Source organism: Magnetospirillum sp. (assembly GCA_027532905.1).
Classification (GTDB): domain Bacteria; phylum Pseudomonadota; class Alphaproteobacteria; order CACIAM-22H2; family CACIAM-22H2; genus Tagaea.
The window spans coordinates 274,014-290,773 of sequence record JAPZUA010000004.1; the positions used below are offsets into that span (position 1 = coordinate 274,014).

A 16,760-nucleotide genomic window follows, 5' to 3' on the forward strand; every position below is an offset into this window, starting at 1 on the left:
AACAGGCTCGTTCGATGGTTCGGCGCTTCGCGGCAATCGCCTTCGTCTTGATCGCTCTCGCACTCGGCGCGATCGTGCTCGCGGCAAATCGCTTTGCCGAATCGGCCGTCGTGCGCGCGGGCACGCATTCGGCAGAAGTCGTCGCCCAAGCCTTCACCAATTCCGTGTGGCCGCAGATCCGTGGCGACGTGCTCGGCCAAGCCGATGCGAGTGCCGAAACGCTGCGCACGCGGCCGCAGACGCGCACGATCGACGGCTTCCTTCGCGGCTTTCTGGCCGGCACCGATCTCGTCAAGGTCAAGCTCTACGATCTGCGCGGGCGAGCGATCTACTCGTCCGAGTTCGCGGAAATCGGCCAGGACAAGACCGCCCAGCCGCCTTACGAAGACGCGCGCCGCGGCATCGTCGGCAGCGCCCTCGCCTTTCGCGAACAGATGAACGGCTATGACGGGCCGCGCCGGAACGTCTACATCCTCGGCACCTACGTGCCGATCCGGGCAGCCGACGGCACGATCGAAGGCGTGCTCGAATTCTACGCCGACCAGACCGAAGTCGTCGCCGAATCGCGCATGCGGCTGCTGGTTCTTGGAGCAGCTCTGACGCCGATCCTGCTCGTTCTCTACGGTGCCTTGTGCATCCTCGTGTGGCGCGCCGACCGCGTGCAGCGCCGCCAAACGGCCGAACTTGCCGCACTTGCCGAGCAGCGCCGCGCCATTGCCGAACGACTGGGCCAAGAGCAGCAGGAACTCGTCGCCGCCAATCGCAGCAAGGAAACGCTGCTGGCCGAACTCGGCCACGCCAAATCGCAAGCCGAAGCGGCAAGCCAGGCCAAATCCTCGTTCCTGGCAACGATGAGCCACGAGATCCGCACGCCGATGAACGGCGTGGTGGCGATGATCGATCTTCTCGCCAAGACGCCACTCGACGCCGCACAGAAGCGCTATGTCGAAATCGTCAGCCGGTCGGCCGACATTCTGCTCGCCGTAGTCAACGACGTGCTCGACTATTCGAAGCTCGAGGCGGGCGCTATGCGCGTTGAATCCACCGCCTGCGACGTGCGCCAGATCGTCGACCAGCTCGTGGCGCTGATGAGCGGGGCCGCGGCCGGCAAAAACATCGGCGTTACCGCGACCTTTGCGCCCGACCTGCCAGCGCAGGTGCGCACGGATCCAGCGCGCCTGCGTCAGATTCTGCTTAATCTGCTCGGCAATGCGGTGAAATTCACCGACCATGGTGCCGTCGCGATCGCGGTCGACGCAAAGCCGGCCGAGAACGGGCGCTTCGATCTCGCGATCGCCGTCGCCGATACCGGCATCGGCATCCCGGCCGAAATGCTGCCGTCGCTGTTCAACCGCTTCAGCCAGGCCGACGGCTCGCTCACGCGCCGATACGGCGGTTCGGGCCTCGGGCTTGCGATCGCGCGCCAGCTTGCGCGAACGATGGGCGGCGACATCGATGTCGCCTCGACGCAAGGGCAGGGCTCCACCTTCACGCTGCGCCTGCCGGTCGATCCGATACGCCAGCCCACGGCCGAGGTGCAATTCGATGTGCCGGCCGCCACGACTGATCTGCTCGCAGGTCCGGCAGCGGGACCGAAGCTCGACGTGTTGGCGGCCGAAGACAACGAGGTGAACCGCACGGTCATCAAATATCTGCTCGCAAGCCTCGGCCACACGGTCACGTTCGCGGCCGATGGGGCTGAAGCGCTGGTGCTGTGGCGCCAGCACGATTTCGATTTGATCCTGATGGACATCCAGATGCCGGAGGTGGACGGTGTGACCGCCACGCGCCATATCCGGGCGGCCACCGGCGCCAAAGCGCGCATACCGATCGTGGCGCTGACGGCGCATGCGATGGATACCGAGCGCGCCGAATATCTCGCCGCCGGCATGGATGCGGTCATCACCAAACCGATCAAGATGGGCGATCTGCGCGCCGCCCTCGAGCTCGGCAGCCGCCACGCGGCAAACGCCGCGGACTAGCGTGAACCACGGCCGGCCGTTCGGCGCCGCCCCTATTCGGCGTGCGGCGCCTGTAGAACGACGCCGTACCAGCCAAGGCCCTTGTAAGTCTCGTAGCCGGGCGTCAGCGCGAAGCCGACCATCGTTCCGTCCGGCATCTGATAGGCGCCGCTTTGTTTTCCTTCGGTCTTCAGCTCGAAGGTTTCGTCGAGCACGCCGCGGCCGTCCGACGCCGCAATGATACGGCCGCGCGAATCGACCAGCAGGCAGCGCGTGCGCGCACGCTCTTCGGGCGCCACGCGCACGCCGTCGACGACCGCTTTGGCCTGCGGCTCCCAGTCGAAGAAAATGCCGATGGCCCCCAGGCTCTTGCCGTCGGCCCGGCCGTTCGCGCGGACGGCGGTCGCGTAGGTCGCAACGGCGCGCCGGTCGAGCATGGCGTTGCGCGCCACGTCGAGGGCCGCATAGTCGTTGCCGCTGTGCGTGGCCATCGCCTGGCGGAACCAGCTCTCGCCCGCGACGTTGGTGCCGACGGCACGGAAGCGCCCCGGGCGCCCCGACGCCACGACATTGCCTTGCGCATCCGCCACCCACAGATCGAGATAGACCGTGTAGGCGTCGAGAATGACGCCGAGGCGTCGGCTGGCGAACGCCGCCGCATCGGGCGTTGCCGTTTCGAGAGCGGCAACCAAAGCAGTGTCGGTCGCCCACCAGCGCACGTCGCACGAGCGTTCGTAGAGATTGCGGTCGATCACGTCGATCATTGCAAGCGACAGATCGGCCAGGCGCTGGCCGCGCATATTGGCGACCATGCGCGAGCCGAGCGTCACCAGCTCGTCGGTCGCGGCCGCCAAATCGCGCGACAGCGCCTGCGAAATGCGCGCGACGGCTTCGGAAACCTCTTTGACCTCGTTTGCGACGACCGCAAAACCGCGCCCGGCTTCGCCTGCGCGCGCCGCCTCGATCATTGCGTTGAGCGCAAGGATTTTGACGCTCCCGGTGATCTTGTTGATTTCGCCGATCTTCGCGGCGGCAATCTGTCCCACATTCTGCGACAGCATAACGATGCGTTCCGGTTCGGCCATAACCCTTCCTCGCAAGAGTCCACGTGTAACGAAAATGAAAACACGGGTGCACAACCGCAAGCAAGTCGCGCGCCATTCTGCCGACAGCAACGCCGTCGACGGCGGCCTCGGAAAAAAACGCTGTCGCGGTTTAGGCTGCGGCGAGTTTCGCGGTTGCGATCTCGATGCGCGCGGCAATGCCGCGGCGTTCGCCGTCGTCGGTGGCCGCCCCGAGCTTGGCGCGCAGGCCTTCGATTTCCTTGCCCACCGCCGTCTTGTCGATGTCGGCGATGCGCGTGGCTTCGTCGGCCAGCACCGTCACGCGCTCGGCCGAAGCCTCGGCAAAACCGCCGGCCACGAAGATGCGGTCGGTGATGGCCCCGCCATTCCACACGTCGATGGTGCCAATACGCAAGGTCGAGATGACGGGCGCATGGCCCGCCATCACGCCGAAATCGCCTTCCGTGCCCGGAACCACGACCATGTCGACGTCAAGCGACGCGAGCAGGCGTTCGGGTGCGACCAGTTCGAACTTCGTCTTGTCGGCCATGGGACGGCGACGCCTCTTCCGGTTAGGCCGCTTCCGCGGCCATCTTGCGCGCCTTAGCGCGGGCTTCGTCGATCGTGCCGACCATGTAGAAGGCCGCTTCCGGCATGTCGTCGCAGTTGCCCTGGACGATTTCCTTGAAGCCCTTGATCGTGTCTTCGAGCTTAACGAGCACGCCCGGCGTGCCGGTGAAGACTTCGGCCACGTGGAAGGGCTGCGACAGGAAGCGCTGGATCTTGCGCGCGCGCGCCACGACGAGTTTGTCTTCTTCCGACAATTCGTCCATGCCCAGAATGGCGATGATGTCCTGCAGCGACTTGTAGCTCTGCAGCACCTTCTGCACGTCGCGGGCGACCTGGTAGTGCTCTTCGCCGATGACGCGCGGATCGAGCATGCGCGAGGTCGAGTCGAGCGGGTCGACGGCCGGGAAAATCCCGAGTTCGGCGATCTGGCGCGACAGCACGGTCGTGGCGTCCAAGTGCGAGAACGAGGTGGCGGGGGCCGGGTCGGTCAAGTCGTCGGCGGGCACGTAGATGGCCTGCACCGAGGTGATCGAGCCCTTCTTTGTCGAGGTGATGCGCTCTTGCAGAGCACCCATGTCCGTCGACAGCGTCGGCTGGTAGCCGACGGCCGACGGGATGCGGCCGAGGAGGGCCGACACTTCCGCACCTGCCTGCGTGAAGCGGAAGATGTTGTCGACGAAGAACAGCACGTCCTGGCCTTCTTCGTCGCGGAAGTATTCCGCGACCGTGAGGCCCGACAGGGCGACGCGCGCACGCGCACCCGGCGGCTCGTTCATCTGGCCGTACACGAGGGCCACTTTCGAGCCCGGACCGTCGGTCTTGATGACGCCCGATTCCATCATTTCGTGGTAGAGGTCGTTGCCTTCGCGCGTGCGCTCGCCCACGCCCGCGAACACCGACACGCCGCCATGCGCCTTGGCGACGTTGTTGATGAGTTCCATGATCGTCACGGTCTTGCCCACGCCCGCACCGCCGAACAGGCCGATCTTGCCGCCCTTGGCGTAGGGGGCGAGCAGGTCGATGACCTTGATGCCCGTGACAAGAATTTCGGCTTCCGTCGACTGGTCGATGAAGGCTGGCGCCTGGCGGTGGATCGGCAGCGTGCGCTTGTTGCCGATGGGGCCGCGCTCGTCGATCGGCTCGCCGATCACGTTGATGATGCGCCCGAGCGTTTCGGGGCCAACGGGCATCGCGATGGCGTTGCCGGTGTCGACGGCTTCGTTGCCGCGCACGAGGCCGTCGGTTGTGTCCATCGCGATCGTGCGGACGGTCTGTTCGCCGAGATGCTGGGCCACTTCGAGAACCAGCTTCTTGCCCTGGTTCTGCACGACGAGCGCGTTCAGAATCTTGGGGAGTTCCCCGTCGAAGCGCACGTCGACGACGGCACCCGTGATCTGGACGATGCGGCCGACATTGTTGTTCGCCATTGTTGCTGCTCCTGGTGAATCAGACGGCTTCGGCGCCGGAGATGATCTCGATCAATTCCTTCGTGATCGAGGCTTGGCGCGAGCGGTTGTAGTTGAGCGTGAGTTTCTTGATCATGTCGCCGGCGTTGCGCGTGGCGCTGTCCATCGCCGACATGCGCGCACCCTGTTCGGATGCGCCGTTTTCGAGCAAGCCCCCATAGACCTGGACCGCGAGATTGCGCGGCAGCAGGGCTTCGAGGATTTCGCCTTCTTCGGGCTCGTATTCGTAGGATGCGCCCGTGTCGTTGGCGGGCGCTTCGCTGGGCACGAAGGGAACGAGCTGCAGGCGCGTTGGTATCTGCGAAATCGCCGACTTGAAGCGCGCATAGTAGAAGGCGCACACGTCGAATTCGCCCGCGTCGAACATCGCCAGCACCTTGTCGGACACGCGCGTGGCGTCGGCGAAGGAGAGGCGCTTGCGGTTGAGCTCGTCGATCGAACCGACGATCAGATTGGCGTAGTCGCGGCGCAGCTGTTCGCGGCCCTTGCGGCCCACGCACAGCAGCTTCACGGTCTTGCCTTCGGCCTGGAGCTTGCGGATGTCGCTGCGCACGAGGCGCACGATCGTCGAGTTGAAGCCGCCGCACAGGCCGCGGTCGGACGTGGCGACGACAAGCAGATGCACCTTGTCCGCACCCGTACCTGCGAGCAGCTTGGGCGCACCCGCCCCCGCCGTCATCGAGGCCGCGAGCGAGCCCAGCATGCGGCCCATGCGCAGCGCGTAAGGGCGGGCGGCTTCGGCCTGCTCCTGCGCGCGGCGCAGCTTGGCTGCCGCCACCATCTTCATGGCGGACGTGATCTTCTGCGTCGACTTGACCGACGCGATCCGCATCCGAAGTGCTTTGAGAGTGGCCATTGCTTGCTCTTCTAGCCCTGTCGGATCAGGCGGCGAACGTCTTGGCGAAAGCTTCGAGCACGCCGCGGAGCTTCTTGTCCGTCTCGGGCTTGATCTCGCGGTCGGTGCGCACGGCGTCGAGAATGTCGGCGTGCTTGGCCTTGATCGCGGACATGAACTGGGCTTCGAACTTGCCCACGTTCTTGACCTCGATCCCGTCGAGATAGCCGTTGACGCCCGCGAAGATCGAAACGACCTGCTCTTCGACCGGCATCGGCGAGTATTGCGCCTGCTTCAGAAGCTCGGTCAGGCGCGCACCGCGCGCGAGCAGCTTCTGCGTCGACGCGTCGAGGTCGGAGGCGAACTGCGCGAACGCCGCCATTTCGCGATACTGGGCGAGCTCGAGCTTGATCTTGCCGGCGACCTGCTTCATCGCCTTGATCTGGGCGGCAGAGCCAACGCGGCTCACCGACAGGCCGACGTTGATGGCAGGACGAATGCCCTTATAGAACAAGTCGGTTTCAAGGAAGATCTGGCCGTCGGTGATCGAGATCACGTTGGTCGGAATGTAGGCCGACACGTCGCCCGCCTGGGTTTCGATGATCGGCAGAGCCGTAAGCGAACCCGCCTTCATGTCGTCCGACATCTTGGCCGCGCGCTCGAGCAGGCGCGAATGCAGGTAGAACACGTCGCCCGGATACGCTTCGCGGCCCGGCGGGCGGCGCAGAAGCAGCGACATCTGGCGGTAAGACACGGCCTGCTTCGACAAGTCGTCGTACACGATGACGGCATGCATGCCGTTGTCGCGGAAGAACTCGCCCATCGCACAGCCCGTGTAGGGCGCGAGGAACTGCAGGGGAGCCGGGTCCGACGCGGTCGCGGCGACGACGATCGTGTAGTCGAGCGCGCCATAGTCTTCGAGCGTCTTCACGATGCGCGCGACGGTCGAACGCTTCTGCCCGATGCACACATAGATGCAATAGAGCTTCTTCGATTCGTCGTTGCCGGCGTTGATCGTCTTTTGGTTCAGGAACGTATCGATCGCCACGGCGGTCTTGCCGGTCTGGCGGTCGCCGATGATAAGCTCGCGCTGGCCGCGGCCGACCGGCACGAGCGCGTCGATCGCCTTGAGGCCCGTCTGCATCGGCTCGTGCACCGACTTACGCGCGATGATGCCCGGTGCCTTCACTTCGACGCGCGTCAGCTTGGCACCCGTGAGCGGGCCCTTGCCGTCGATCGGATTGCCGAGACCGTCCACGACGCGGCCGAGCAGCGCCTTGCCGACCGGCACTTCGACGATGGCGCCCGTGCGCTTGACGACGTCGCCTTCCTTGATGTCGCGGTCGTCACCGAAAATCACGATACCGACATTGTCGGTTTCGAGGTTCAGCGCCATGCCCTTGATGCCGCCCGGAAACTCGACCATTTCGCCGGCCTGGACGTTGTCGAGCCCGTAGACGCGCGCAATGCCGTCGCCGACGGAGATGACCTGGCCCACTTCGGCCATTTCGGCCGACACATCGAACTTGGCGATCTGGTCCTTGAGGATCGCGGAAATTTCGGCCGCACTAATGCCCATCGTTCTGTTCTCCGATCGAGTTCAGGCCCGGCCCGCCAGGGCCAGGTGAAGACGCTTGAGTTGGCCTTGCAGCGAGGCATCGATCAGGCGGGAACCCACCTTGATCTTGAGGCCGCCCAGCAGGGCTGGATCGATTTTGAGGTCGAGAGTGACTTTGCGGCCCGCGGCGGCGCGCAGCTTGGCTTCGAGCTCGGCCAGGCGAGGCGCCGACAGGGCCGAAGCCGCCGTCACTTCCGCGACCGTTTCGCCGCGCGCTTCGGCGAGCTGTGCGCGATACTGCGCTGCGATTTCGGCGAAATTGGCAAGGCGCCGGTTGCGCGCGAGCGTACCGACGAAGCGGCGCACGAGATCGCCCACACCGAGCTGGGCGCACACCGCAAGCACGGCCTTTTCCTGGGCGGCGCGCGCGAGCAGCGGGCTGCGCATCACGCGCTGAAGATCCGCACTCGATGCCAGTGCTGCTTCGACGGTCTTGAGGTCGGTTGCCACCGCATCGAGAAACTGCGGGTTGGCAAGTTCGTACAAAGCGCCCGCATAGCGTTGGGCGATTCCGGCGGAAGAGGCGTTCTTGGCGGCCACGCGCGGTTCCTATGGTCAGCGGTCTGTTTTTCGACGGCCTCGGCAGCGGCACGAAACCTTGCCAAAGCCGCGAAAAACAACAAAAAAGCCCACACGAAAGAGACGTCTCTTGCGCGTGCGGGCGAGTAGCTACCACAGGCTTTTGCGCGATGCAATATCCCCTCGGGTGCAATGCGGCGGAAAATCGCTAAAGGAAACTATAGGGGTCGATATCGAGCTGCAGGCGCACGTTATTGGGCAGTTTCGTCTGCGCCAGCCAATCGGCGACAATGGCCTGCAAATTCGCGTCGCGCCGCGTTTTGACGAGCAAACGGCGGCGATGGCGGCCGCGTAAGATCGCCATGGCGGCCGGGGCGGGCCCCAAAACTTTCACATTCGGGCCCTGTGGAGCTGTCGCCCCCAAACGACGGGCGACGCGATCAACCAAGGCCTCGTCTTCGCCCGACAAAACGATCGCCGCCAAGCGTCCGAAAGGCGGCCAGCCATGGCGCTCGCGATCGGCGCGCTCGGCCGCCAAAAACTTGTCGCGATCGCCCGCCGCCAGCGCCTTCATGACAGCATGGTCGGGCATGTGCGTTTGCAGCAGCACACGGCCTGCATGTGCCGCCCGCCCTGCCCGGCCCGCAACCTGGTGCAGCAGCTGCCAACTGCGCTCGCCCGCGCGCAGATCGCCGCCTGCGAGGCCCAAATCCGCGTCGACGATGCCGACCAAGGTCAGCAGCGGAAAATGATGGCCCTTGGCCACGATCTGCGTGCCGATCAGGATGTCGATCTCGCGCGCGGTCATACGGCGCACGAATTCTTCGGCCGCCGCCGGGCCTGTGACCGTATCCGACGTCATCAACTCGATGCGCGCATCGGGGAACAGGGCGCGTGCCTCCTCGGCCACGCGCTCCACACCGGGACCGCAGGCAACAAAACTGTCTTCGGCCAAACACGCAGGGCAGGTTTTCGGCAACGGGGCTGCGTAGCCGCAATGGTGGCATTGCAGGCGCCCGTAGAGCCGATGCTCGACGAGCCACGCCGTGCAGCGCGGGCATTGCAGCCGATGGCCGCAAGCCCGACACAAGGTGAGCGGTGCATAGCCGCGCCGGTTCAAGAACAGCATCGCCTGCTCGCCCGCCGCCAAAGTCTGCGTCAAAGCCTCGCGCAAAGGCGGACTCAAGAAGGACTGGCGCGGCGGCGGATGGCGGCGCAGATCGACGAGCGACACGTCCGGCAACGCCGCCCCGCCATGGCGGGCGGGCAAAGCGACGCACGCATAGCGACCGCGCGCGACGTTTTCGAGCGTCTCGAGCGACGGTGTCGCCGAAGCAAGCACGATCGGGCAGGCTTCGAGGCGCGCGCGCACGACCGCCATGTCGCGCGCATGGTAGATGGCGCCGTCTTCCTGTTTGAATGCCTGCTCGTGTTCTTCATCGACGACGATGAGCCCAAGTTCGCAGAACGGCAAAAACAGCGCCGAGCGGGCTCCAACCAACACGCGCACGCGGCCCACGGCCACATCGCGCCACACGCGCGCGCGCGCCGTGCGGCCCAATTCCGAATGCCACGCGGCCGGTGCCACGCCGAAGCGGGACGCAAAACGCGCCAACCACTGCGCGCTCATCGCGATTTCAGGGAGCAGCACCAACACTTGCCGGCCGGCGGCAAGAGCCGCCGCAACCGCTTCGAAATAGACTTCCGTTTTGCCCGAACCTGTCACGCCGTCGAGCAAGGTCACGCTAAAGCCATTGCCGACGGCAGCCGCCAGCACGCGCGCCGCGTCGTCTTGCGCCTCCGACAATACGGCACGCGGGCGATTTGCGTCGGGGGCGGGATCGGCGTCGGGCTCGGCTTCGAAGCGGGCAAGCCAGCCTTTGTCGGCCACACCTTTAGCGACGGCAGGCGAAACTTGCGCGGCACGCGCAAGTTCGGCCAAAGGCCGCGCCCCCGCACTTGCCTCGAGCAGCAAGCGGCGACGCGCAGGCGTAAGAATGCCGGGCTCTGGCGAATGCGGATCGGGCGCTTCCGCTGCGAGGCGATAGAACGCGATCAGGCGCGGCGGGGCCAGCGCTTCGGGCACGCTCATTGCCATGCGCAATACGTTGCCGAGCGGCGCAAGCGTGTAGGCCGCAACCCACGCAACGAGCTTGCGCAAAGGGGCGGCCATTGGCGGCGCATCGAGTTTCGCTTCGATGTCTTTGAGTTTGGCTTCCGGCAGATCGGCGTCGGCGGCTTCGTCCCACACGACGCCGACGACGTGATTGCGCCCGAGGGGTACGCGCACGAAATCGCCCGGTGCGACGGAAAGATGCTCCGGCACACGATAATCGTACGGCCCGAGCGGCAGCGGCAGGGCCACGCGCACGCGCATGCTGGCAGACGACTCGACCATCGGCTAGACTCTGGCCGTTCGAGTCGCACTTGCCTAGAGCCGTCCTGAAAACGCGTCGCAACAGGGAAAGCCCGCACGACATGGCCGACAGCGACACAGCAAACGCCCTCGCGGGTGCCGCACCGGTCACCAGTGCCGCGGTTGCCGACTATCTGCGCAAACACCCCGACTTCCTGATCGAGCATCCGGATCTTGTGTGGGTGCTCACACCTCCCGCCCAGCGCAGCCAGGACGGCGTGGTCGACATGCAGCGCTACTTGGTCGAGCGCATGCGCACCGACCTTGCCAAAATCACGGCCGCACAGGCCGAACTCATCGCCACCAGCCGCGGCAATCTCGCCACGCAAGGGCGCATCCATGCGGCCGTGCTGGCCGTGCTCACGGCAAAGTCGCTGCCGCACTGCATTGACACGATCGCGGTCGATCTGCCGATGCATCTCGAAGTGGACGCGATCGGCCTCGGGTTTGAATCCCTTGAGCACGTACCTGCCGGCGAGACCGCGCAGAATCTGCGCATCCTGCCGCGCGGCACGGTCGACCGGCTGATGGGCGAACGGCGCGACATTCTGCTGCTCGCCGACGAACCCGGCGATTCGAGCATCTACGGCGGGGCGGCGACACTCGTGCACAGCCAAGCCCTGCTGCGCCTGCAGCTCAAGCGCGACATGCCGCCCGGCATCCTCGCCTTCGGCGCACGCGTACCCTCGAAATTCCACTCGGGCCAAGGCACCGAGCTGCTCAATTTCCTCGGCCGCGCGGTCGAAGCCGCCTTGTGCGGATGGTTGACGCGCCAGCGCTGAGTTTTGCGGCCGCAGCGGACGTCCAGGCCGCGATCGCCGCGTGGACGGCGCGTCTCCAAAACGAACGCCGTGCCGCCGCCAACACGCTGTCCAACTATGCGCGCGATTTGGCTGCGTTTCTCGCGCATCTGCGGGACCATCTCGGCGGCCCGCCGAGCTTGGCCGATCTTGCCGCGTTGCGCCCCGCCGATTTTCGCGGCTTTCTCGCCAAGCGCGCGGCGGCGGGCCTCAAACCCGCGTCGAACGCGCGTGCACTCTCGACCTTGCGGGGCTTCTTCCGACATTTGGCGCGCAGTGGCTTGTGCGACAACCCACACGTGGCGGCCCTGCGTGGGCCCAAATTGCCGCGCAATCTGCCCAAGGCGCTGAACTCAGTCGATGCGACTGTCGTGCTCGAATCGGTCGACGCGATCGAAGACCGGCCGTGGGTCGCCGCACGCGACCGCGCCATCTTCACGCTGCTCTACGGGGCAGGTTTGCGCATCGGCGAAGCGCTTGACCTGCCGCGCAAAGCCGCCCCCATGGGCGACATGCTGCGCGTGGTCGGCAAGGGCCGCAAAGCGCGGGACGTGCCGATGCTGCCTGCCTGCCGCGAAGCGGTCGACGCGTATCTGACTTTGTGCCCGCATCGCTTGGGCCCCGCCGATCCGCTGTTCGTGGGCGTGCGCGGCAAGCGGCTCAAAGCCGGCATGGTACAATTGCGCCTGCGCAATCTGCGCAACACGCTGGGCCTGCCGGAGAAGACCACGCCGCATGCGCTGCGCCATTCTTTCGCGACGCACCTGCTCGGCGAAGGGGCGGATCTGCGCGCGATCCAGGAACTGCTTGGCCATGCGTCGCTGTCGACCACGCAGCGCTACACGGCGGTCGACGCCAAGCGCCTGATCGAGGTCTATTCCGCCGCCCATCCGAGGGCCGGCAAATGATTGGCGACACGCGCAAAGTTTCGGAAATCCTCGCGACGATGCGCGCGAACGCAAATGAGCGCGTGAGACTTGCCGACATCGTCGCCGAACTGGGCGAGCGCGCCTTCGGCGTGGCGATGCTGCTGTTTTCGCTGCCCAACGCCGTCGGCATCGGCGTGATCCCCGGCATATCCACACTGTTCGGCGTGCCGCAGATCATTCTGGCGATCCAGATGCTCGCCGGTTTCGAGCGGCCGTGGCTGCCGGCTTGGCTGCTCGAAAAATCGATCGCGCGCGCCGATTTCGAACGCATGATCGACAAGGGCTTGCCGATCCTGATCCGCGTCGAGCGCTATCTGAAACCGCGTGCTTCGGCCCTGACCGGGCCGCTTGTCGAACGGCTGATGGGCTTGGTTTTTCTTGTGCTCGCGGCCGTCGTGTCGCTGCCAATCCCGCTTGGTAACCAGCCGCCGGCCGTTGCGATTGCCGTGGTGGCTCTGGGTCTCTCGGCGCGCGACGGCGTGTTTGTGGCCATCGGCTGCGTGATGGGCGTCGGCGCCGTTGTGATCGCCAGCCTCGTTGTCCTCGGCGGGGCGGCCGTGATCTGGTTCGCCGTCACGAATTTCATCTTGGGGTGAAGACCATGAAACTCTACGGATCGCCCGGCAGTGCGGCGATGGCGCCGATGGCCGTTCTCGAACATGTCGGCGCGGCATACGAATGGGTGCGCCTCGATCTCGAGGCGGGCGAACACCAGCAGCCCGAATTTCTCGCGATCAATCCCAAGGGCCGCGTGCCCGTACTGGTGGACGGCACGACGACGTTGACCGAATCGGCCGCGATCTGCCTGCATCTGGCCGAGCGCTTTCCGCAGGCGGGCCTGCTGCCCGCCGCCGGCACGCTCGAGCGCACGCGGACCTACGAATGGCTGTTCTATCTTTCGAACACGCTGCAGGTGGCGTTGATCGACTGGTGGCACCCGGTCTGGCTCACGCGCGACGCCGACGCGCAAGACGCCGTCAAAGCAGGTGCGGAAAAACGCATCGGCATCTGCTTCGAACTCATCGACGCGAAGCTTTCTGATGCCGCGAACCCCTTTTGTCTCGGCGCCCAGCTCACGGTCGTCGATTATTTCCTGCACATGGCGGCGCGCTGGAGCCGCTATCTTGTGACGCCCGCCTACGCATACCCCGCGATCAAACGCACGACCGACGCCGTGCGCACCCTGCCCGCCACGCGCCGCATGATGGAAAAACAGGCGATCGCGGAAGCGTGAGAACTAGGTCGGTTTGCGGCCAGGGCCTTCGTTGCTGTATTCGATCGAACAGAAGCTGCCGCCTTGAAAGCGGTCGCCGATCGGGTCGGGTGCCAGCTTCGACTGCTCTCGCATCGCAGTTTCCAGCATCGGCTCCGAGCCGTGCTTCGGCTTGTAGCCGAACGCGTGCGCGCGCGAATTGTCCCACCAGCCGCGCGCATTGTCCGACGCGCCGTAGAAGACTTCGAACACGATATCCGGGTGATCGAGACCGATGGCGATGAGCTGCACAAGGTCTTCGGGGTGCAGCAGTATCGACATGCGGCGCATGTCGAGCGGCGTCTCGCCGACATTTCCGATCCGCAGACACGCAACGCCGATTCCGTGCTTCATCGCGTACATTGCGCCCAATGCCTCGCCGAACGCTTTGGACACGCCATAGCGCGTGTCGGGCAGCACCGTCACGTCCTGCGCAATCTTTTCGGAGCGCGGATAAAAACCGACCACGTGATTGGACGACGCAAAAACAATGCGCCTGACGCCTGCGAGCCGGGATGCCTCGAACATGTTCCGGCAGCCCACGATGTTGGCCGACAGAATCGTCTCCCAAGGACCTTCGACGGAGTAGCCGCCGAGATGGATTATGCCGTCGGCGCCCGCAACGGCTGCCTGCGTCGCGGCCATGTCGGCAAGGTCAGCTCGAACGAACGGCAGGCCATGCGTGTTTTCGGGCGGATCCAGGTCCGACAGGACAAGCCCTGGATAAAGCGTTTTCAGCATCGGCGTAATCGCGCGGCCGACACCGCCGGCGGCTCCGGTAAGCAATATTCGGCGCACTCTCAGTTCTCCTTGGATTGCGGATCAACCGCGCCGCGCGCAGCGGCATTGGCAAAGCTGCGATAGCGGACGGCCGCCAACACGAGATGTTCGCGCATCGCTCTCCGCGCGCCGTCGGCATTGCCGGCAGAGATCGCATCGACGATAGCGCCATGCTCAGCTTCGATTCGCGCGAGATAGGCAGCCTTGTGGTCGCTCGTCATGCTCCAGACGCGTCGATTGCGCCGCGGAATCACGATCGTGCCGAGAAAATTGAGAAACGCCAGAAATTGAGGATTTCCGGTCGCCGCCGCGATCGCAAGGTGCGTGGAAAAATCCTCGTCGGCGCCCGATTCGTCCCGGGAAACGGCAGCGAGCATTGCTCTGTGCGCGGATTGGATATCCGCCAGCATTTGAGGCGTCGCGCGCGCGGCCGCGAGCCCTGCGGCCTCCGTTTCAACCGCCTGCCGGAGTTCCAGCACTTCAATGACCGAATCGAGCGAACGCAGCAGTTCAGGGTCGATCCGGAATTCTTGCCGCCGCGGCTGGTCGGCGACAAACGCGCCGGAGCCTTGACGCGTCGTAACGAGGCCTTGCGCCTTCAACACGCTGATCGCCTCGCGAACGACCGTCCGGCTGACTTTGCCGGACAAGGCCATCGCTTGCTCGGTCGGCAGCCGTTGCCCAGCGGCATAGCGGCCGCTCGCGATTTCCGCCGATAGCCGTTCGGCAATTTCGCCAACCAGCGACCGGCTTTTGCGAATGCTCCCGAACAAATCCGTCGCGTCGGCCGGCACCCGCTCCGCAAGCGTCAAATCCGGTCTGGACTTTTGTTGTCTGGTCATCGTACAACTTTCTACACTGATCCGGAGAAGCCACGCAATACTACAAACCGGCACCCGATTTCAGGAAACAATCGAAGAAAAACCGTCGGACAAGGGAGGAAATACAGAATGAAACGCCGCACCTTTTTGGCTGCCACGGCAGCCGCATCGCTCTTGCCTGCCGCAACCGTCGTCCCGGCTGCCGCACAAGCCAAAATGATCCTCAAAGCAACCGACGTGCACCCGCTTGGCTACCCAACCGTCGAGGCCGTGGTGCGCATGGGTGCCAAACTCGAACAAGCGACCGGCGGCCGCATCTCGATTCAGATGTTTCCGTCCATGCAGTTGGGCGGCGAGAAAGAGATGATCGAACAGGCGCAACTCGGCGCCGTGCAGATCGCACGCATCTCCGTCGGGCCGATGGGCCCGCTGGTCCCCGAGATGAACGTCTTCAACCTGCCCTTCATGTTTCGCGACTCCGCACATATGGAGAAGGTCGTCGATGGGGAAATCGGCGACGAGATCCTGAAGAAACTGTCGGACCATCCGACGGCCAATCTGATTGGCCTGTGCTGGATGAGCGGCGGCACGCGCCACGTCTACAATGCGCGGCGGCCGATCACGGCGGTCGCCGATCTGAGGGGCCTCAAGATCCGCATGATGGGCAATCCGCTTTTCGTCGACACGATGAATACGCTGGGCGGCAACGGCGTGGCGATGGGCTTCGACCAGCTCATCAACGCGCTACAAACCGGCGTCGTCGATGGCGCCGAGAACAATGAACCCAGCTATGCCGCCGGCCAGCACTATCGCTACGCGAAATACTACTCGCTGACGGGACATCTGATCATTCCCGAGATCCTCGTCTTCTCGAAACGCAGCTGGAACGCGCTTTCGGCGGGCGACCGCACACTGATCTGGAATATGGCCAAGGAAGCGCAGAAAGAGCAGCGCCAACTCTGGCAGGCCGAGGAGGCGGCAGCCCTCAGAAAGATGATTGCGGCCGGCACCATCGTGAACGAAGTCGGAAACAAGCGGGAGTTCCAGGACGCTGTCAGGCCGGTCTGGGACAAATACGGCGCCCAGCATCAGGCGCTCATCGCGCGCATCCAAGCCATCAACTGAACCCGAACCGCTGCGGATCGTTGCATTTCTGCGACGATCCGCAGCGAATTCGACAAACCGACGACTGCACCATGCTTGAACTCTATTTCCGCGCCATGGACGCGCTGCACAATCTATGCGTCGTAGCGGCTTCTGCCGCGCTCGCGGTGATCACGCTTATCATTCCGTGGGGCGTCTTCACGCGCTACGTGCTCGAGAGCGCCTCTTCGTGGCCGGAACCGCTCGCGGTGCTGCTCATGATCTGGCTGTCGTTCCTTTCTGCGGTCGTTTGCTACCGCGAGCATCTTCATATCGCGGTCGGGATTCTGCCCAACGCATTGGCGCCGGGCGCGCGCAAAATCTTGGGCTTCGGCGTCGAGCTTTGCATGCTTGCGGCGAATCTCTTTCTGCTGTGGTTCGGAACGAACCTCGTTCAAGTCACCTGGCACCAAAGCATCGCCGAATTTCCCGCCGTCTCGGTCGGCATGTCGTATTTGCCGGTGCCGATCGGCGGCGCGCTGACAGCCTTGTTCGTGATCGAACGTCTGCTCAAGGGGGATCTGTTTCCGCCGCCTGCCGAACTCGATCCGCACGAAACCATCTCGAGTGAATAGCGGCAACGAGG

At 64.8% G+C, this 16,760-nt stretch carries 16 protein-coding genes; 7 read left to right on the forward strand and 9 right to left on the reverse strand.

Annotated features, from left to right (window positions below; translation table 11 throughout):
* The first annotated feature begins 14 nt into the window (after nucleotides 1-14).
* Nucleotides 15-1,982, forward strand: coding sequence for an ATP-binding protein (locus O9320_15175; protein MCZ8312186.1), 1,968 nt, complete (start codon nucleotides 15-17; stop codon nucleotides 1,980-1,982).
* Between the two features lie 32 nt (nucleotides 1,983-2,014).
* On the opposite strand, the gene O9320_15180 is transcribed toward O9320_15175, so the two are convergent.
* The 7 genes from O9320_15180 to O9320_15210 all read right to left on the reverse strand — a co-directional run bounded on the left by O9320_15180 (nucleotide 2,015) and on the right by O9320_15210 (nucleotide 10,431).
* The gene (locus tag O9320_15180) at nucleotides 2,015-3,046 is read right to left on the reverse strand and encodes a methyl-accepting chemotaxis protein (protein ID MCZ8312187.1); all 1,032 of its coding nucleotides are present in this window, start codon (nucleotides 3,044-3,046) and stop codon (nucleotides 2,015-2,017) included.
* Between the two features lie 130 nt (nucleotides 3,047-3,176).
* Complete coding sequence (gene atpC, locus O9320_15185; protein MCZ8312188.1) at nucleotides 3,177-3,575, reverse strand: ATP synthase F1 subunit epsilon; 399 nt, start codon at nucleotides 3,573-3,575, stop codon at nucleotides 3,177-3,179.
* Nucleotides 3,576-3,597: 22 nt separating this feature from the next.
* Complete coding sequence (gene atpD, locus O9320_15190) at nucleotides 3,598-5,022, reverse strand: F0F1 ATP synthase subunit beta (protein MCZ8312189.1); 1,425 nt, start codon at nucleotides 5,020-5,022, stop codon at nucleotides 3,598-3,600.
* A gap of 19 nt (nucleotides 5,023-5,041) precedes the next feature.
* Nucleotides 5,042-5,917 carry a F0F1 ATP synthase subunit gamma gene (locus tag O9320_15195; protein MCZ8312190.1) on the reverse strand — a complete coding sequence of 292 codons (876 nt, stop codon included), beginning with the start codon at nucleotides 5,915-5,917 and terminating at the stop codon, nucleotides 5,042-5,044.
* A gap of 25 nt (nucleotides 5,918-5,942) precedes the next feature.
* A complete protein-coding gene (gene atpA / locus O9320_15200; protein MCZ8312191.1) occupies nucleotides 5,943-7,475 on the reverse strand; it encodes a F0F1 ATP synthase subunit alpha in 1,533 nt (510 codons plus the stop codon).
* Between the two features lie 21 nt (nucleotides 7,476-7,496).
* The gene (locus O9320_15205) at nucleotides 7,497-8,054 is read right to left on the reverse strand and encodes a F0F1 ATP synthase subunit delta (protein MCZ8312192.1); all 558 of its coding nucleotides are present in this window, start codon (nucleotides 8,052-8,054) and stop codon (nucleotides 7,497-7,499) included.
* Nucleotides 8,055-8,241: 187 nt separating this feature from the next.
* Nucleotides 8,242-10,431 (reverse strand): primosomal protein N', encoded by a 2,190-nt coding sequence (locus O9320_15210; protein MCZ8312193.1) that lies wholly within the window; start codon nucleotides 10,429-10,431, stop codon nucleotides 8,242-8,244.
* A gap of 80 nt (nucleotides 10,432-10,511) precedes the next feature.
* Here O9320_15210 and O9320_15215 point away from each other — a divergent pair, with 80 nt between their 5' ends.
* Genes O9320_15215 through O9320_15230 form a run of 4 tightly spaced genes read left to right on the forward strand, consistent with a single transcriptional unit; the run spans nucleotide 10,512 to nucleotide 13,412 of the window.
* A complete protein-coding gene (locus tag O9320_15215; protein MCZ8312194.1) occupies nucleotides 10,512-11,231 on the forward strand; it encodes a DUF484 family protein in 720 nt (239 codons plus the stop codon).
* On the forward strand, nucleotides 11,210-12,157 hold the full coding sequence (locus O9320_15220) for a tyrosine recombinase XerC (GenBank protein ID MCZ8312195.1): 948 nt from the start codon (nucleotides 11,210-11,212) through the stop codon (nucleotides 12,155-12,157). Before O9320_15215 ends, O9320_15220 begins: the two co-directional genes overlap by 22 nt.
* On the forward strand, nucleotides 12,154-12,774 hold the full coding sequence (locus O9320_15225) for an exopolysaccharide biosynthesis protein (GenBank protein MCZ8312196.1): 621 nt from the start codon (nucleotides 12,154-12,156) through the stop codon (nucleotides 12,772-12,774). Before O9320_15220 ends, O9320_15225 begins: the two co-directional genes overlap by 4 nt.
* A 5-nt stretch (nucleotides 12,775-12,779) precedes the next feature.
* Nucleotides 12,780-13,412: a glutathione S-transferase family protein gene (locus O9320_15230; GenBank protein MCZ8312197.1), complete on the forward strand. Its 633-nt coding sequence runs from the start codon at nucleotides 12,780-12,782 to the stop codon at nucleotides 13,410-13,412.
* A gap of 3 nt (nucleotides 13,413-13,415) precedes the next feature.
* On the opposite strand, the gene O9320_15235 is transcribed toward O9320_15230, so the two are convergent.
* Entirely contained in the window at nucleotides 13,416-14,228 is an 813-nt protein-coding gene (locus O9320_15235) for an NAD(P)-dependent oxidoreductase (GenBank protein ID MCZ8312198.1), read from the reverse strand.
* 2 nt (nucleotides 14,229-14,230) lie between these two features.
* A complete protein-coding gene (locus O9320_15240; protein MCZ8312199.1) occupies nucleotides 14,231-15,052 on the reverse strand; it encodes a FadR/GntR family transcriptional regulator in 822 nt (273 codons plus the stop codon).
* Between the two features lie 108 nt (nucleotides 15,053-15,160).
* Here O9320_15240 and O9320_15245 point away from each other — a divergent pair, with 108 nt between their 5' ends.
* Together O9320_15245 and O9320_15250 are read left to right on the forward strand one after the other, a co-directional pair.
* Entirely contained in the window at nucleotides 15,161-16,156 is a 996-nt protein-coding gene (locus O9320_15245; GenBank protein MCZ8312200.1) for a TRAP transporter substrate-binding protein, read from the forward strand.
* A gap of 71 nt (nucleotides 16,157-16,227) precedes the next feature.
* On the forward strand, nucleotides 16,228-16,749 hold the full coding sequence (locus O9320_15250) for a TRAP transporter small permease (GenBank protein MCZ8312201.1): 522 nt from the start codon (nucleotides 16,228-16,230) through the stop codon (nucleotides 16,747-16,749).
* Nucleotides 16,750-16,760 lie beyond the last annotated feature (11 nt).

Bases quoted from the DNA above. Each gene is read 5' to 3' on its own strand.
- O9320_15175 (MCZ8312186.1), top strand. From the start codon at position 15: ATGGTTCGGCGCTTCGCGGCAATCGCCTTCGTCTTGATCGCTCTCGCA.
- O9320_15180 (MCZ8312187.1), bottom strand. From the start codon at position 3,046: ATGGCCGAACCGGAACGCATCGTTATGCTGTCGCAGAATGTGGGACAG.
- atpC (MCZ8312188.1), bottom strand. From the start codon at position 3,575: ATGGCCGACAAGACGAAGTTCGAACTGGTCGCACCCGAACGCCTGCTC.
- atpD (MCZ8312189.1), bottom strand. From the start codon at position 5,022: ATGGCGAACAACAATGTCGGCCGCATCGTCCAGATCACGGGTGCCGTC.
- O9320_15195 (MCZ8312190.1), bottom strand. From the start codon at position 5,917: ATGGCCACTCTCAAAGCACTTCGGATGCGGATCGCGTCGGTCAAGTCG.
- atpA (MCZ8312191.1), bottom strand. From the start codon at position 7,475: ATGGGCATTAGTGCGGCCGAAATTTCCGCGATCCTCAAGGACCAGATC.
- O9320_15210 (MCZ8312193.1), bottom strand. From the start codon at position 10,431: ATGGTCGAGTCGTCTGCCAGCATGCGCGTGCGCGTGGCCCTGCCGCTG.
- O9320_15215 (MCZ8312194.1), top strand. From the start codon at position 10,512: ATGGCCGACAGCGACACAGCAAACGCCCTCGCGGGTGCCGCACCGGTC.
- O9320_15220 (MCZ8312195.1), top strand. From the start codon at position 11,210: ATGGTTGACGCGCCAGCGCTGAGTTTTGCGGCCGCAGCGGACGTCCAG.
- O9320_15225 (MCZ8312196.1), top strand. From the start codon at position 12,154: ATGATTGGCGACACGCGCAAAGTTTCGGAAATCCTCGCGACGATGCGC.
- O9320_15230 (MCZ8312197.1), top strand. From the start codon at position 12,780: ATGAAACTCTACGGATCGCCCGGCAGTGCGGCGATGGCGCCGATGGCC.
- O9320_15240 (MCZ8312199.1), bottom strand. From the start codon at position 15,052: ATGACCAGACAACAAAAGTCCAGACCGGATTTGACGCTTGCGGAGCGG.
- O9320_15245 (MCZ8312200.1), top strand. From the start codon at position 15,161: ATGAAACGCCGCACCTTTTTGGCTGCCACGGCAGCCGCATCGCTCTTG.
- O9320_15250 (MCZ8312201.1), top strand. From the start codon at position 16,228: ATGCTTGAACTCTATTTCCGCGCCATGGACGCGCTGCACAATCTATGC.